The organism is Streptomyces sp. R35, assembly GCF_041053035.1.
Lineage (GTDB): Bacteria > Actinomycetota > Actinomycetes > Streptomycetales > Streptomycetaceae > Streptomyces > Streptomyces lutosisoli.
Genome location: NZ_CP163440.1, coordinates 6,776,987 through 6,791,836, shown reverse-complemented (window position 1 = coordinate 6,791,836; position 14,850 = coordinate 6,776,987). Strand labels below are relative to the sequence as shown.

The window sequence follows — 14,850 nt, the reverse complement described above, 5'->3', positions numbered from 1 at the left end:
CCCCAGACCCCGTAGGTGCGTTCCTTGGCTGCGGGTGGGTGGGGGCTGGTCGCGCAGTTCCCCGCACCCCTGACGGCGCGGGGCTGCGCCCCGCGATCCCCCACCCACCCGCGGCCGCCCTTAAGGGGCGCGGGGAACTGCGCAATCTTTTAGCGGGGGTCTGGGGGCGCAGCCCCCAGGGACGGGACGGGCAGGGGCGGCGGGGGCGAGGAACTCACCCAGGACCGTCCTCAGGTCGGATCCGTTGGCTCCGGAGGAGTGGAGGCCTCCTTCAGGGCCGCCCAGCGGGCCTCTCGGGAGGCGTCCTCGCGCCAGGGGGAAACCGTGGGGTCGACGGGGAGGAACTCGTACGGTTCAAAGGGTTCAAGCAGGGGGTCCGGCACCTCGGCAAGCGGCTGAGGCTGAGCCTGAGGCTGCGCGGCAACCGGCGGCGGCGTTGACGGCAGACCAGCCCCGGCCCCCCGCGACCGCGACCGCGACAACCACGAGAGCCGCGACAAGGGACCCCGCGCTCCTCCACCCCGAGCTTCCCGAAGCCTCCACCCCCGCACCCCCACCGCCACAGGAATCCCCACCACCCCGGTCCACACCACCGTCGCAGCCCCCACCTGCCACCACACCGGCCCGAAATGAGCCAGCGCAGCCACCCCCAACGGCCCCCCGGCCAACGCGGCGAGCAGCGCGAGCCCGACGCCGCACAACCCGGCGGCCAGCGCGACGGCGGCAACCGTCCGCCGCCGGGACCAGGCCGCGTCCCGCCCCGCGGCCCCACCCCCGGGCACGGCCGCAGCCACCGCGAACCACGCCACCGTCACCCCCGCGGCCACCGGCACCACCCCGCTCGCCCAACTCAACGGCACCCCCACCCCCGGCACCGCCGCCAGCAGCGGAAACGCGGGCAGCAGCGGCCCCGGCGCGGACGCCGACAGTGGCCCCGCGACATGCCCCGCCCCGAGCACGACCCCGGGCCCGAGCCCGTACGCCGCTCCCCACACCGCCGCGTTCGGCACCAGGGCCAGGCAGAGCAGCAGGACGGCGAATCGCCCCGACCACACGTCGGTGAGCTGGAGGAACGAGTCGCGAGCCGTCCCCCCGTGCCACACCAGCGACACCGCCACCAGCAAAGCCCCTCCCCCGACCAGCGCCGCCGCCCCGGCCCCGGCGGCCCGCACCGCACCCCCGAGAAGCCGGGCGTCTTCGCCGGCGACGAAACGACGTACGCCGGAGAGCAGACGCAGCGGCGGGGCCTCGGCGAACCGCCGTCCCCACGCCGGCATCGGCCCCCGCGGACGCCCGTACGCCGTCCACACCCCCACCCCGGCCGCGCCCCCGGCAAGCAGCGGCAGGCATACGGCGGTCCACGCCCAGGAGGGGCGCAACCCGCCGCCCGAGGCGTACAGCGCGGCGGCCGCTCCGACGGACAGATAGCCCGCGACGACCCCGGCCCACGCGGTACGCGGCGGCGCCTCGGATTCGGCGTCGGCCGCGTCGCGCGCCGCCCGGTGCAGCAGCCACACCGGCAGCACGAGCAGGAGCAGCGGTGTCACGCCCACCGGCATGGGCAGGCCCGACAACGTATCGGTGCGGATCAGCTCCACCCCGTGGGCGAGGAGCCAGAGGGCCGCGGCCATGTGCAGCGCCCCGCCCGGTCCGCTGTCCGGGTACGGCGAGCTGATCCACAGCACCATGACGAGGACGGCGAACGAGCCGAGTCCGAGCCCCGCCGCGAGGGCGCCGCCCAGGAGACTGGCGGCCAGTCCGGGGGACCGGTCGCGCATCCGGGTGAGCAGGGGCAACAACGACAGCCTGCGGTCGGTCATTTGGGTCACGACCGTCATGTTCCCAACGACACGCACTTTCTCGTCGTAACAGGCGAACTATGGATGTGTCGCTCAATATGCAGCTATGCACTTTTTCGTACGAGGGGGCGCCCTGTGGGGTGCGACATGACGCAGGGCCCCGCCACCCCGATGCCGGCCCCCCATGAGCTCCGTCGTCTGCGCAAGGCCAAGTCGCTGACCCGGGCCGACGTCGCCGCCCGGGTGGGCGTCACCCGCGAGACGGTGCGCTCCTGGGAGACCGGCCGTACGACACCGCGCGGCAGCACACGGGAAGCGTACGCACAGCTGCTGACCGAGCCGGCCCACACCGGGGCCGAGGTGACCGATCGTCACGAGCAGGCCGTTCCCGCACTGGTGGGCGCCGACGCGACACCTCACGCCGATCACCCCGATCACCCCGAACGCACCGCGGAGCAGCCGCCCGAGGGCCTGGAACCCGCGCTCCCGGTTCCTTCATTGACGCCCACTCAGGCCTTCGACGCCCTGTACGCGTTCTGCGCCCCCGCCCTCGTACGGCAGACGTATCTGCTCACCGGGCGGCGTGAGCTGGCGCGGGAGTCCGTGGAGAAGGCGTTTGAACTGGCCTGGCACCGCTGGCCCGAGGTGGCCGTGGACCGGGATCCGGCCGGGTGGGTGCGGGCGACGGCGTACGAGTACGCGCTCTCCCCCTGGCACCGGATGCGCCTGCGGCACCGGCACCCGGAGGCGCCGCCCGCGGGCGCCGCCGACCGCGCGCTGCTCGACGTACTCCTGAAACTGCCGCCCGTGTACCGGCGCACGCTGCTGCTGTACGACGGGGTCGGGCTCGATCTGCCGGAGACCGCGGCCGAGACGGAGGCGAGCACGCCCGCGGCGGCGGGCCGGCTGCTGCACGCGCGTGAGGCCGTCGCGGCGCGTCTGCCGGAGCTGGCGGCGCCTCAGGAGCTGCACCGGCGGCTCGCCGAACTCGCGAGCATCGAGCGGCTGCGGGCGGCGAAGCCCCGCACGGTCCGCTGGGACGGCGAACGTCGCGCCCGGCACTGGACCCGCGCGGCCATCGCCTTCACGGTCCTCCTCATCGGCGCCACGACGCTGACGCTCCGAACGGCCCCGGACCACTACGAGGCGCCGCTGGCCCCGGGCGAAACGGTACAGGGCGTACCCCCTCGGGCCGCCCCGGGCACCCTGTCCCAGGCAGAGCTGAAACTCCACGCCAAGCTGAAGTCGGAGACGGTCAACGGCCCGGAAAGGCTGGTCCCGGAGATCCGCTGAGGCCGCCGAGGGCGCCGAGGCCCGTACCGATGCTTCTGTGTGCCAACGCCGGTGGGCCCGCACCCCAACAAGGGGTGCGGGCCCACCGGCGTTCAGCTAAAGCGCGCTAGGGCACTCAGCCCGCGAGAAGCTCGCGCGCCAGCTTCGCCGTCTCGGTCGGCGTCTTGCCGACCTTGACGCCGGCGGCCTCGAGGGCCTCCTTCTTCGCGGCAGCCGTGCCGGAGGAGCCGGAGACGATGGCGCCGGCGTGGCCCATGGTCTTGCCCTCGGGCGCGGTGAAGCCGGCGACGTAGCCGACGACCGGCTTCGTCACGTTCTTCGCGATGAAGTCCGCCGCACGCTCCTCGGCGTCGCCGCCGATCTCACCGATCATGACGATCAGATCGGTGTCGGGGTCGGCCTCGAACGCGGCGAGCGCGTCGATGTGCGTCGTACCGATGACCGGGTCGCCACCGATGCCGACGGCCGACGAGAAGCCGATGTCACGGAGCTCGTACATCATCTGGTACGTCAGCGTGCCGGACTTCGAGACCAGGCCGATGCGGCCCGGCTTCGTGATGTCGCCCGGGATGATGCCGGCGTTGGACTGGCCCGGGGTGATGAGACCGGGGCAGTTCGGGCCGATGATGCGGGTCTTGTTGCCCTTCGACTTCGCGTACGCCCAGAAGGCGGCGGAGTCGTGGACGGCGATGCCCTCGGTGATGACGACCGCGAGGGGGATCTCCGCGTCGATCGCCTCGACGACGGCGGCCTTCGCGAAGGCCGGCGGCACGAAGAGGACGGACACGTTGGCGCCGGTCTGCTCCATCGCCTCGGCGACCGTGCCGAAGACGGGGATCTCGGTGCCGTCGATGTCGACGGACGTGCCCGCCTTGCGCGGGTTGACACCGCCGACGATGTTCGTGCCGTCGGCCAGCATGAGCTTGGTGTGCTTCATGCCCGTGGCACCGGTCATGCCCTGGACGATGACCTTGCTGTCCTTGTTGAGGAAGATAGCCATGGCTTGGTTTTCCCTCGTCCCTTACTTGGCCGCGGCCAGCTCGGCGGCCTTGTCGGCCGCGCCGTCCATGGTGTCCACGCGCTGCACGAGCGGGTGGTTGGCGTCCGACAGGATCTTGCGACCCAGCTCGGCGTTGTTGCCGTCCAGACGCACGACCAGCGGCTTGGTGACTTCCTCGCCCTTGTCCTTGAGCAGCTGGAGCGCCTGGACGATGCCGTTGGCGACCTCGTCACAGGCGGTGATGCCACCGAAGACGTTGACGAAGACGGACTTGACGTCCGGGTCGCCGAGGATGATCTCCAGGCCGTTCGCCATGACCGCGGCGGAGGCGCCGCCGCCGATGTCGAGGAAGTTGGCCGGCTTCACGCCGCCGTGGTTCTCACCGGCGTACGCGACGACGTCGAGGGTGCTCATGACGAGACCCGCGCCGTTGCCGATGATGCCGACCTCGCCGTCGAGCTTGACGTAGTTGAGGTTCTTGGCCTTGGCCGCCGCCTCGAGCGGGTTGGCGGCGGCGTGGTCGACCAGCGCCTCGTGCTCCGGCTGACGGAACTCGGCGTTCTCGTCCAGGGACACCTTGCCGTCAAGGGCGATGACCTTGCCGGAGGCGACCTTGGCCAGCGGGTTGACCTCGACGAGGAGGGCGTCCTCCTTGATGAAGGTGTCCCACAGCGTCACCAGGATCTCGGCGACCTGCTCGGCCACCTCGGCCGGGAACTTCGCCTGGGCGACGATCTCGCGGGCCTTCTCGATCGAGACACCTTCGTTGGCGTCGACCGGGACCTTCGCGAGGGCCTCGGGGTTCTCCTCCGCTACGACCTCGATCTCCACGCCGCCCTGGACGGACGCCATGGCGAGGAAGGTGCGGTTGGTGCGGTCGAGGAGGTACGAGACGTAGTACTCCTCGACGATCTCGGGCGCGGTCTCGGCGATCATCACCTTGTGGACCGTGTGGCCCTTGATGTCCATACCGAGGATGTCCGTCGCGCGGGCGACGGCCTCGTCCGGGGTGGCGGCGAGCTTCACGCCACCGGCCTTGCCGCGGCCTCCGACCTTCACCTGGGCCTTGACGACGGACTTGCCGCCAAGACGCTCGGTCGCCTCGCGGGCTGCCTCAGGCGTGTCAATGACTTCACCGGCCAGCACCGGTACACCGTGCTTGGCGAAGAGGTCCCTCGCCTGGTACTCGAACAGGTCCACGCGCGTCCGTCCCTATCAGTGATCTCGCGGTTCGTTGGATGCGTGGGCGTGCCGCGAAGGGCAACGTGACGTCCGCTGTCACAAGGGTGGCGCACACGGTGTCCGAGCGCGCGGCATGTCCGTCTCGCAGGTTATCGCCGCTGGCCGCGCGTCCCTAAATCGCAGCTCACAGATGAGCGGTGATACCTGTCACAGAGCGGGCCTCACCAGGCTGGGGTTTGCCTGGTGAGGCCCGTCGAACGGCCCCGAAGGGGCCCAGGGCGGGCGGTCCCCACCCCAATGGGGACCACCCGGCCCTTCCGCGAGGTTTCGACCGGACGGACCGATGGGTTTCGGCCGTCCGGGTGCGTCGCCCCCCGCGGGGTCGGTCGGATGCCGTACGTCGGCTTCGCCGGTCGTCGTCGTACGTCGTCCGTCGTCGTACGGCCAGGGGGTGGGCGTCAGACGCTGTACGTGCCGTACTGGGCGCCGTGCAGGTAGCTCGGCGCGACCGAGCCGGCCACGCCCTGGACGCCGCCGACGGCGTTGCCCGCGAGGGGGCCGCCGGTCGCCTCGACGGTTCCGGTCAGGTCCTGCGTGAACGGGGAGACCTGGCCGACGACACCGTGAGCGAACGGGTCGACCTCGCCCACGACTCCGCCCGCGAACGGCTGGACGTCGCCGGCCACGCCGTACGCCAGGTTGTTGGCGCTGTGGCCGACGCCGTAGGTGACGGGCTGGACCTGGTCGACCACGGTCTGCACCACCGGCTGCACCGCGCCGGCCACGCCACCGGCGAAGGGCTGCACCTGGTCGGTCACGCCATGTGCGAAGGGGCCGACCTGGCCCGTGACTCCGTACGCGAGCGTTCCCGCGTCGCCCCCGACACCGCCCGCGAAGGGCTGGACGTCACCCGCCACGCCGTACGCCAGCGCGCCCGCGTCCCCGACGGCCTGCCCGGCGACCGGAACGACACCGTGCACGGCGGTGGCGGCGACGGGCGGCAGGACGGCGGCGGCGGTGTCGTCGGCGACCTGCCCGACGAGGCCTCCGGCGTACGGCCGCACGTCACCGACGGCGCCGTACGCCAGTGCCGTCACGTTTCCGACGGTGTGGTCCACGACCGGGGTGACGCCGTGGACGGCGGTGGCGGCGACGGGCGGCAGGACGGCGGCGGCGGTCTCGTCGACGACCGGGATCGCGAGGCCGGTGGCGGTGCCGACGGCGCCCTGGACCTGGGCGGGGGCGCCGGTGGCGGTCCCGCGGGCGCCGGTCACCGTGTCGCCCGCCGCGTTTCCTGCCGTCTTTCCTGCCGTGGCGACGGTCTGCTGGACCTTGGTCTGCGCCGCGGACGGCACGGCGGCGGCGGTGCGCTGGGCGGCCGCGAGCTTGCTCTGCGCTCCGGCGAGGGCCTCCTCCAGCTCCGGCGCGAAGGCCGCGAGGGGGCCGAACAGGTAGTCGATCTCGTCCTGCGGGGCGCTGACGTCGGCGACTGTCTCCCGGGCCTTGCCGGTGCTGTGCTCCGCGGTGGCGGCGACGGCGGCCTTGGCCTGCGAGAGAGGGGTCACGGAGGAGACCTCGGCGTCGACGTAGCGGCGGGCGTGGTCGGCGGTCTTCGTGGGAGCCGTGGCCGTCTTCTTGGCCTGGGCTCCGGCGGCGTCGGCGGTGGACTGCGCCTGCGCCTGGGCCTTGGCGGCGGTGCCGGTCACGGTCGAGGTCGCGCCGTCGACGGCCGAGCCGTCGGTGACGCCGTCAGTGACGCCATCGGTGACGCCGGAGACCGTGCTCTGCACGTCGCTCGTCGCGTTCCCGACGACGCCGTCGACGGTGCCGGTGACCGAGCCGACCGTGTCCGTGACGTCGGCGGTCACGTCGGACACGGAGAGGGAGGACGCGGGCAGCTCGTCCGCGCTGGCGACAGCCGAGCCGAGCGCCCACGCGCCGGTGACACCGGCGGCTATGACGATGGAACGGCGGATGTTCTTGTTCATGGGTACGTCAGATCCTTCGGGATTCCGAGAGTTCGGGACATTCCGGGAATTCGCGATGCTTTCCAGCGAATTCCGGGGCATCCGTCCAGGGACCGGAGAGGTGTCCGGACGGCGGGCAGACCTGTTCCGCCCCCGCGCGGCAGGTCGTTCAGCGGGGGAAGGGCTGCCCTAGCCGGGGAAAACGGGAATGTCCCGGTACCTGTCCCGGGTCTCGTCCGCGGTCATCACCGCGGAGGCACCGGGCGCGAGCCGCAGCGGCGCCCGGTGGTCAGAAGTGACGGCATGCGGATCGCCGTGCCGTGGCGCTCCGCTGTCGACCGCGGCCTGGTTGACCAGTGCGCCGGTCGGGTCGCCAGGGGGCGCCTGGCGGGCGGGGGCCTGTCCAGCCCGTACGCCGTCGTGACCGCGGCGCACGTCGACACCGGCACCGGTGTCCGTGCGGACGCCGCTCGGCCCGTACGCGGGGGCGGCCTCCATGGACGCGCGCCGCAGCGCACCGCGTTCGGCCGCCGCCGCGTGCGACTGCTCCGTCGCCCCGGCAGGCCCCTGCGGCACCGAACCGCCGACGGCGGGCGGAGCCTGCCCACCCGCGGCCGGAAGCGCGGGCAGGCCCGGCAGGCCTGACGGATCCGGGAACTCGGGCAGGGACGGAAGCATCTCGGGCGGGGTTTCCGGCAGCTCGTCGGTGACCGTCTCCACCAGATCACCGACAGGCCGTACGACATGCCGGACGGTGTCGGTGACGCGCCTGGCGGTGTCGGTGGCAGGCTCGGCGGTGTCGGTGAGTTGCTTTGAGGTGTCGGTGACGGGCGCGGCGGCGCTCAGCGCGGCAGAACCGTCCTCAGGGGCTGAAGTCCCCTTCTCGACGGAACTCGTCACCGAGCTCTGCGCCGACTGAACCACCTGCGTCGGAGTCGGCACCGCCCCGTCCGCCGCGTGCGCCTGCTCACCGCAGAGGAACCCGAGCGCGAACAACCCACCCACCAGCAGCACCACCTGCAGCGCACGCCGTCCCGCCGCCGTACGCATCACGCGCAGAGCGGCACCGGGCAGTGCGGCTGACAGGGTCAAGGGGGAGGGTCCTCCAGGGCGAAGGCGGGTGAGGGCGGGGGATGGTGCGCAACGGTGGGTGAGGGTGGCGGGTGAGGGTTGGTGGGTGAAGGCTCTGAGGCCGCGTCGATCCTCGCACGGGGCTCCCGAGGTTGCGCAAGTCCCCTGTTACCGATGGGTATTCATGTCCGGGTTTGCCATTCCCCTCACCTGGTGTCCGGTATCGGCAGCGGACGCTTCTCGATCGCCGCCGCCATCACCTCGGGAAACAGATCGGGCGTACAGGCGAACGCCGGTGCGTCCAGGGCCGCGAGCGCCGCCGCGTGCTCACGGTCGTACGCGGGCGCCCCCTCGTCGGACAGCGCGAGCAGCGTCACGAACTGCACCCCGGACGCCTTCATCGCCGCGACCCGCTTCAGCATCTCGTTCCGTATGCCCCCTTCGTAGAGATCGCTGATGAGCACGACCACCGTGTCGGCGGGCCGGGTGATCTGCGACTGGCAGTACGCCAGCGCCCTGTTGATGTCCGTGCCGCCGCCGAGCTGGGTGCCGAAGAGGACGTCGACCGGGTCGTCGAGCTGGTCGGTGAGGTCGACGACCGCCGTGTCGAAGACCACGAGCCGGGTGGAGATGGACCGCATCGACGCGAGGACGGCGCCGAACACGGAGGCGTAGACGACGGACGCCGCCATCGACCCCGACTGGTCAATGCAGAGGATGACCTCCTTCTTCACGGACTGCGAGGCGCGCCCGTACCCGATCAGCCGCTCGGGCACGATCGTGCGGTACTCGGGCAGGTAGTGCTTCAGGTTCGCCGCGATCGTGCGGTTCCAGTCGATGTCGTGGTGGCGCGGTCTGCTGATCCGGGCGCTGCGGTCCAGGGCGCCGGTGAGCGTGGCCCGGGTGCGGGTGGCGAGCCGCTTCTCCAGATCCTCGACGACCTTGCGCACGACGGCCCGCGCGGTCTCCTTCGTCGTCTCCGGCATGGCCTTGTTGAGGGAGAGGAGCGTGCCCACCAGGTGGACGTCGGCCTCCACCGCCTCCAGCATCTCGGGCTCCAGAAGGAGGGTGGACAGCCCGAGCCGGTCGATGGCGTCGCGCTGCATGACCTGGACGACGGACGACGGGAAGTACGTCCGGATGTCCCCGAGCCAGCGCGCGACCGAGGGCGCCGACGCCCCGAGCCCCGCCGAACGGTCCCGCCCCGGCTGCCCCTTGCCCCCCTTCCCGTACAGCGCGCTGAGCGCCCCGTCCATCGCGGCGTCCTGCCCGGCGAGCACGCATCCGGTGCCGTCCGCCTCGTCACCGCCGAGCACGAGCCGCCAGCGCCGGAGCCGCTCGTCGCTCACATCGGCCGCACGGGCCGTGCCCGGCGTGTCCACCGGCGCTGCGGTCATCGGGCCACCTCCACAAGGTTGTTGTCGCCGGCGTTGTTGTCGTCAGCGTTGTCCTCGTCAGCGGCGCTGTCCTCGGAGGTGCCGTCGTCGGACTCGTCCAGCCCCAGCAGCAGGCTCAGCACCGGCAGTACGGCGTCCGCGCGCTCGCGGTCGAGGTCGGGGGCGAACCCGGGTATCCCGGAGGTGGCGGCCGCGGTGCGCCCCGGCGCTCCCGGCCCACGCCGGACGAGCTCGCCCAGCGTCCTGCGCACGCCCGCCTCGTACGCCGAGAACGTCCGCCGCAGCAGCGGCAGCACATCGGTGAACGCCACCGCCGGCACCCCGGTCAGCCACGCGTCCACCAGGCCGAGCAACCGCTCGTCGTGCACCAGCAGCATCCCGCCGCCGGAGCCGCCCCCGACGAAGCCCTCGATCCACGCGGCCGCGTCCCCGGGTTCCGTCCCCGGCGACAGCACAAGCCCCATGAGCCGCGCTGCCTCGTCCTGCGCCAACTCGCCCTCGTCCAGCAGCAGTCGTACGGCCCGCCCGCGAATCACCCCCGGCACGGTGTCGCGCCCGGCCAGCACCCGGAGCACGGAGTGCCAGCGGCCGCGTATACCGCGGGACGCCGGTCCGTCGCCGGACGGCTGTACGCCACCGGGTGACGTCGTGGACGTCTCCCCCAGCAGTCCCACGGCCCCCTGCACCGCGTCCACATGGCTGCGCATGTCCTCGGCGGCCTCGGAGTCGAGGGCCGCGCAGGCCGGGGGGAGGCCGACGAAGATCCGCTCGGCGAGGCCCACCGCGACGCCGGTCAGGGCATGGGTGTCCGTGCCGCGCACATCGCCGTACCGCAGGGAGCGGACCAGGGCGGGCAGAGCCTGGGCGAGGTGGCCGACGTCCGCGTCGAGGGCGGCCCGGTCGGCGAGGACCCGCATCACGACCGGCAACGCGTCCGGGAGTTCGGCGAGCAGACAGCGCTCGGCCAGTGCCGTGACATCGGCCAGCGAGGGTGCGGCGACGGCGTCCGTCTCGGCCTTGGCCGTCGCGGCGGCGAGTACCGTCGTGCCCCACACGCCCGCCTCGGCGACCCGCACCGACAGCTCCGGCTCCCAGCGCAGCCGCCAGGTCTCCCGGAAGGTGCCGGTGCTGCTCCGCGACACGGAGGGCTCGCCCCACCCGACGCCGAGGAGCCGCAGCCGGTGCAGCAGCCTGCTGCGCTCGGCGTCGGTCTCCTTGCGCAGGTCGAGCTCCAACTCCCGCTCCAGCGCCTCCGGTTTCAGCCGCAGCCGGCGCTGAAGCCGAGCCAGGTCGCGCTGCAACGGCACCGCGGGGGCGGACTCCGGCACCTCCCCCAGCACATCGCCCACCACGAGCCGGTCCCGCACGAGCGCCAGCGGCACGTCCGAGCCCTCGCACATCACGGCCCGTACGGCATCGGTGGTCTCGGTCAGTCCCGGCAACGGGCGGCCGCGCATCGCGGCGAGCGTGTCGGCCAGCCGCACCGCCTCGATGACATGCGCGGACGACACCATCCGGTCCTCGTCGCGCAGCAGCCGGGCCACCTTGGTCATCCAGCGCTCGACGGGGCGGTCGGGGGCGGCGAACAGATGCCCGTACCAACCCGGCGAGTCGATGCCCGCGCCGTACCCGCTGATCCGGGCCAGCCGCCGGTGCGTCCAGGGCACCCACGTCATGTCGGTCTTCGCCTTGGGCAGCCCCTTGAGCAGCGCCCGGTCGGCGCCGGCCGTGGTCTTCTGCCGCAGCGCGGGCACGTGCCAGGCCCCGCACACCACGGCCACCTCGTCACCGAACTCCCGCTGCGCCGCCCGCAGCTGGAGCCGCATGTGCGCCTCCCGGACCAGGTCCCGGTCGTGTCCCCCGACCCCGTACGCCTCCCGCAGCGCCCCCATCGCCTCTTCGAGCACGGCGAACGGCGCGAACGGATCGCTCCCCGCCCCGCTTCGGTGCTCGACCACGTCCTCCCACCAGCGCTCGGGATCGTCGTAACCGGCCGTCTCGGCGAGTACACCGAGGGGGTCGATCCGCACTGCCTCGTCCGCGGACAGGTCGGGCTCGTCAGCGGACAGGTTGGGCTCGTCAGCGGGCAGGTCGGGTTCGCCAGGGGGCCGGTCGGGTTCGGGCGGCGGCTCCTCCTTGCCCCACGCCAGTGTGTGGGTCGCCGGAAGGTCGATGAAGCGAGCCGGCAGGCCGTGGTCCAGGGCCCACCGGATCGCCACCCACTCCGGTGAGAACTCGGCCAGCGGCCAGAAGGCGGAGCGGCCGGGCTCGTCCACGACATGGGCGAGGAGGGCGACCGGGGGCCGCATCTCCTTGTCGGCGGCGAGCGGGATCAGTGCGTCCGCCTCCGGGGGTCCCTCGATCAGCACGACCCGGGGAGCCGCCGCCTCCAACGCGGCCCGCACCGCCCGCGCCGACCCGGGGCCGTGATGCCGCACCCCCAGCAGCAACGGCCCTGCGGTGAAGACCGTCATGCGCTCACCTCCCGGCAGGCCCGGTAGAAGTCCTTCCAGCCGTCCCGCTCGCGGACGACCGCCTCCAGGTACTCCTGCCAGATGACGCGGTCGGCCGCCGGATCGCGGACGACGGCGCCGAGGATGCCGGCCGCGACGTCGCTCGCCCGCAGGACGCCGTCGCCGAAGTGGGCGGCCAGGGCAAGGCCGTTGGTGACGACGGAGATGGCCTCGGCGGTGGACAGGGTGCCGCTGGGCGACTTCAGCTTCGTACGCCCGTCGGCCGTGATCCCGTCCCGCAGCTCGCGGAAGACGGTGACGACGCGGCGGATCTCGTCGATGCCGTCGGGCGCGGCGGGCAGGTCGAGGGAGCGGCCGATCTGGTCGACGCGGCGCGAGACGATGTCGACCTCGGCGTCGGCGCTCTCCGGTGGCGGCAGCACCACCGTGTTGAAGCGGCGGCGCAGCGCGCTCGACAGTTCGTTGACCCCGCGGTCGCGGTCGTTGGCCGTGGCGATGAGGTTGAAGCCGCGGACGGCCTGCACTTCCGAGCCCAACTCCGGTATCGGCAGCGTCTTTTCCGACAGGATCGTGATCAGCGTGTCCTGTACGTCGGCCGGGATGCGCGTCAGCTCCTCGACGCGGGCCGTCATGCCCTCGGCCATGGCGCGCATGACGGGGCTGGGCACGAGGGCGTCCCGGCTGGGTCCGTGCGCGAGCAGCTGCGCGTAGTTCCAGCCGTACCGGATCGCCTCCTCCGGCGTGCCGGCCGTGCCCTGCACGAGCAGCGTCGAGTCGCCGCTGACCGCGGCGGCCAGGTGCTCGGACACCCAGGTCTTGGCGGTGCCTGGCACACCGAGCAGAAGCAGCGCCCGGTCGGTGGCGAGCGTGGTGACGGCGACCTCGACGATGCGGCGCGGTCCCACGTACTTGGGTGTGATCACCGTGCCGTCCGGCAAGGTGCCGCCCAGCAGATAGGTCGCGACCGCCCACGGCGACAGCCGCCAGCGGGCCGGGCGGGTCCGGTCGTCCTGCGCTGCCAGCGCGGCGAGTTCGGCGGCGAAGGCATGCTCGGCGTGCGGTCGCAGCGCCTCGCCCGGCTCGTCCGCGGTCGCTCCCGCGCGCTCTCCCGCAGGCATATCGACGGACGTCGGTTCAACGGACACGGACATGGCTCGGTCCCCCTCCAGCTCGGCCGGTTCGGATCTGGTACCACCGTGCACCACGCCACTGACAATGTGCTCTGACCTGCGCAAATGTGCTCGCGAGGGCCGATTGTCAGTGGCGGGATCTACCTTCGATGACATGACTCAGCAGGCGGTGCGCTGGACGGCGGATCAGGTGCTGGCACTGGCGCCTGACGCCGCGTCACGCAAGGCGGGGAGCAAACTCGGCGCGGCCGGACCGTGGTCCGAGGCAGGCAGTTCTGACGAGGGGACGGTGTGGGGACTGTGCAGGGGAAGTGGCAGCAAGCCGTATCAGACGGTCATCGACATCGCGGACTCCACCGGGCCCGCTTACAAGTGCAGTTGCCCCAGCCGCAAGTTCCCGTGCAAGCACGCGCTGGGGCTGCTGCTGCTCTGGGCGGGCGCGGACGGCTCGGTGCCGCCGGGGCCGGCGCCGGACTGGGCGGAGCAGTGGATAGAGGGGAGAAGGAAGCGCGCACAGGCGAGGACGACGGCGGGCGGGGCATCTGGAGCCGCGCCGTCGGGTGACCCGGAGGCGGCCCGGCGCAGGGCGGAGCGGCGGGCCGAGCGGATCACCGCGGGGGCGGCGGAGCTGGAGCAGCGGCTGGCGGATCTGCTGCGCGGCGGCCTCGCCTCGGCCGAGCGAGAGGGATACGGGCTGTGGGAGGAGACGGCGGCCCGAATGGTCGACGCGCAGGCACCCGGTCTGGCCGCGCGGGTAAGGGAGTTGGGGGCGATCCCGTCGTCCGGTCCGGGCTGGCCGGTGCGACTGCTGGAGGAGTGCGCGCTGCTCCACCTCCTCGACCAGGGCTGGCTGCGGCGCGAGCGGCTGTCGGACGACCTTGCCGCGACGGTCCGTTCACGGGTCGGGCTGTCCGGCTCGGCGGACGGCCCGCCGCTGCGGGACAGCTGGCTGGTCCTCGCCCAGTACGACACGGCGGACGCCCGTCTCACGACGCGCAGAATCTGGCTGTACGGCACACAGTCCGGCCGTACGGTCCTGCTCCTCTCCTACGGCGCGGCCGGCCGCGCACCGGAGCTGGCACTGCCCGTGGGGCTGGCCTTCGAGGCGGAGGTGTCCTCGTACCCGGGCGCCGGACAGCTGCGGGCCGCGCTGGGCAAGCAGTTCACGCCTCCCTCGCCCGTGGCGATACGGCCACCGGGTCTGACCACACCCCAGGCGGCCGCCCGCTACGGAGAGGCCCTGCGGGCCGACCCCTGGCTGGACTCCTGCCCGGTCACCCTGGACCGGGTCGTCCCCACCCCGGACGGCGACACCTGGCAACTTGCGGATGCCGAGGGCGGCTTGGCCCTCCCGCTCACGCACTCCGCGCGATCCCGCCCCGACCTGTGGCGGCTCGTCGCCCTCTCCGGCGGCGCCCCCGTCACGGTCTTCGGCGAGTGCGGCCACCGCGGCTTCACTCCACTGACGGCCTGGCCGGAGGGCGCGGGGGAAGCGGTGCCGCTGTGCTGACCACGCCGGCCGCCCCGACCACCCACA

Annotated in this window: 10 protein-coding genes; 2 read left to right on the top strand and 8 right to left on the bottom strand. The window is 72.9% G+C overall.

The genetic code is table 11. From position 1 onward, the window contains the following. Positions 1–230: 230 nt before the first annotated feature. Positions 231–1,838 carry a DUF6350 family protein gene (locus AB5J50_RS30925; protein ID WP_369261425.1) on the bottom strand — a complete coding sequence of 536 codons (1,608 nt, stop codon included), beginning with the start codon at positions 1,836–1,838 and terminating at the stop codon, positions 231–233. A 108-nt stretch (positions 1,839–1,946) separates the two neighbouring features. Here AB5J50_RS30925 and AB5J50_RS30920 point away from each other — a divergent pair, with 108 nt between their 5' ends. Further along, positions 1,947–3,092 (top strand): helix-turn-helix domain-containing protein, encoded by a 1,146-nt coding sequence (locus AB5J50_RS30920; RefSeq protein WP_369261424.1) that lies wholly within the window; start codon positions 1,947–1,949, stop codon positions 3,090–3,092. A 115-nt stretch (positions 3,093–3,207) separates the two neighbouring features. Here AB5J50_RS30920 and sucD read toward each other — a convergent pair whose 3' ends face one another. From sucD to AB5J50_RS30885, 7 genes are all read right to left on the bottom strand, one after another. After that, on the bottom strand, positions 3,208–4,092 hold the full coding sequence (gene sucD, locus AB5J50_RS30915; protein WP_369261423.1) for a succinate--CoA ligase subunit alpha: 885 nt from the start codon (positions 4,090–4,092) through the stop codon (positions 3,208–3,210). 21 nt (positions 4,093–4,113) lie between these two features. Next, the gene (sucC, locus tag AB5J50_RS30910) at positions 4,114–5,292 is read right to left on the bottom strand and encodes an ADP-forming succinate--CoA ligase subunit beta (RefSeq protein ID WP_369261422.1); all 1,179 of its coding nucleotides are present in this window, start codon (positions 5,290–5,292) and stop codon (positions 4,114–4,116) included. A 440-nt stretch (positions 5,293–5,732) separates the two neighbouring features. Beyond that, positions 5,733–7,262 (bottom strand): hypothetical protein, encoded by a 1,530-nt coding sequence (locus tag AB5J50_RS30905; RefSeq protein ID WP_369261421.1) that lies wholly within the window; start codon positions 7,260–7,262, stop codon positions 5,733–5,735. Between the two features lie 168 nt (positions 7,263–7,430). Further along, positions 7,431–8,333: a hypothetical protein gene (locus tag AB5J50_RS30900; RefSeq protein WP_369261420.1), complete on the bottom strand. Its 903-nt coding sequence runs from the start codon at positions 8,331–8,333 to the stop codon at positions 7,431–7,433. 185 nt (positions 8,334–8,518) lie between these two features. After that, complete coding sequence (locus AB5J50_RS30895) at positions 8,519–9,709, bottom strand: VWA domain-containing protein (RefSeq protein WP_327431108.1); 1,191 nt, start codon at positions 9,707–9,709, stop codon at positions 8,519–8,521. Continuing rightward, positions 9,706–12,183, bottom strand: a complete 2,478-nt coding sequence (locus AB5J50_RS30890) for a DUF5682 family protein (protein ID WP_369261419.1) — start codon at positions 12,181–12,183, stop codon at positions 9,706–9,708. Before AB5J50_RS30890 ends, AB5J50_RS30895 begins: the two co-directional genes overlap by 4 nt. Continuing rightward, positions 12,180–13,334: an AAA family ATPase gene (locus AB5J50_RS30885; RefSeq protein WP_369261418.1), complete on the bottom strand. Its 1,155-nt coding sequence runs from the start codon at positions 13,332–13,334 to the stop codon at positions 12,180–12,182. Before AB5J50_RS30885 ends, AB5J50_RS30890 begins: the two co-directional genes overlap by 4 nt. 133 nt (positions 13,335–13,467) lie before the next feature. Here AB5J50_RS30885 and AB5J50_RS30880 point away from each other — a divergent pair, with 133 nt between their 5' ends. After that, positions 13,468–14,823, top strand: coding sequence for an SWIM zinc finger family protein (locus AB5J50_RS30880; RefSeq protein WP_369261417.1), 1,356 nt, complete (start codon positions 13,468–13,470; stop codon positions 14,821–14,823). Positions 14,824–14,850 lie beyond the last annotated feature (27 nt).

Excerpts from the sequence above, each read along its gene's own strand:
- AB5J50_RS30925 (WP_369261425.1), bottom strand. The coding sequence starts at position 1,838 with ATGACGGTCGTGACCCAAATGACCGACCGCAGGCTGTCGTTGTTGCCC.
- AB5J50_RS30920 (WP_369261424.1), top strand. The coding sequence starts at position 1,947 with ATGACGCAGGGCCCCGCCACCCCGATGCCGGCCCCCCATGAGCTCCGT.
- sucD (WP_369261423.1), bottom strand. The coding sequence starts at position 4,092 with ATGGCTATCTTCCTCAACAAGGACAGCAAGGTCATCGTCCAGGGCATG.
- AB5J50_RS30905 (WP_369261421.1), bottom strand. The coding sequence starts at position 7,262 with ATGAACAAGAACATCCGCCGTTCCATCGTCATAGCCGCCGGTGTCACC.
- AB5J50_RS30895 (WP_327431108.1), bottom strand. The coding sequence starts at position 9,709 with ATGACCGCAGCGCCGGTGGACACGCCGGGCACGGCCCGTGCGGCCGAT.
- AB5J50_RS30890 (WP_369261419.1), bottom strand. The coding sequence starts at position 12,183 with ATGACGGTCTTCACCGCAGGGCCGTTGCTGCTGGGGGTGCGGCATCAC.
- AB5J50_RS30885 (WP_369261418.1), bottom strand. The coding sequence starts at position 13,334 with ATGTCCGTGTCCGTTGAACCGACGTCCGTCGATATGCCTGCGGGAGAG.
- AB5J50_RS30880 (WP_369261417.1), top strand. The coding sequence starts at position 13,468 with ATGACTCAGCAGGCGGTGCGCTGGACGGCGGATCAGGTGCTGGCACTG.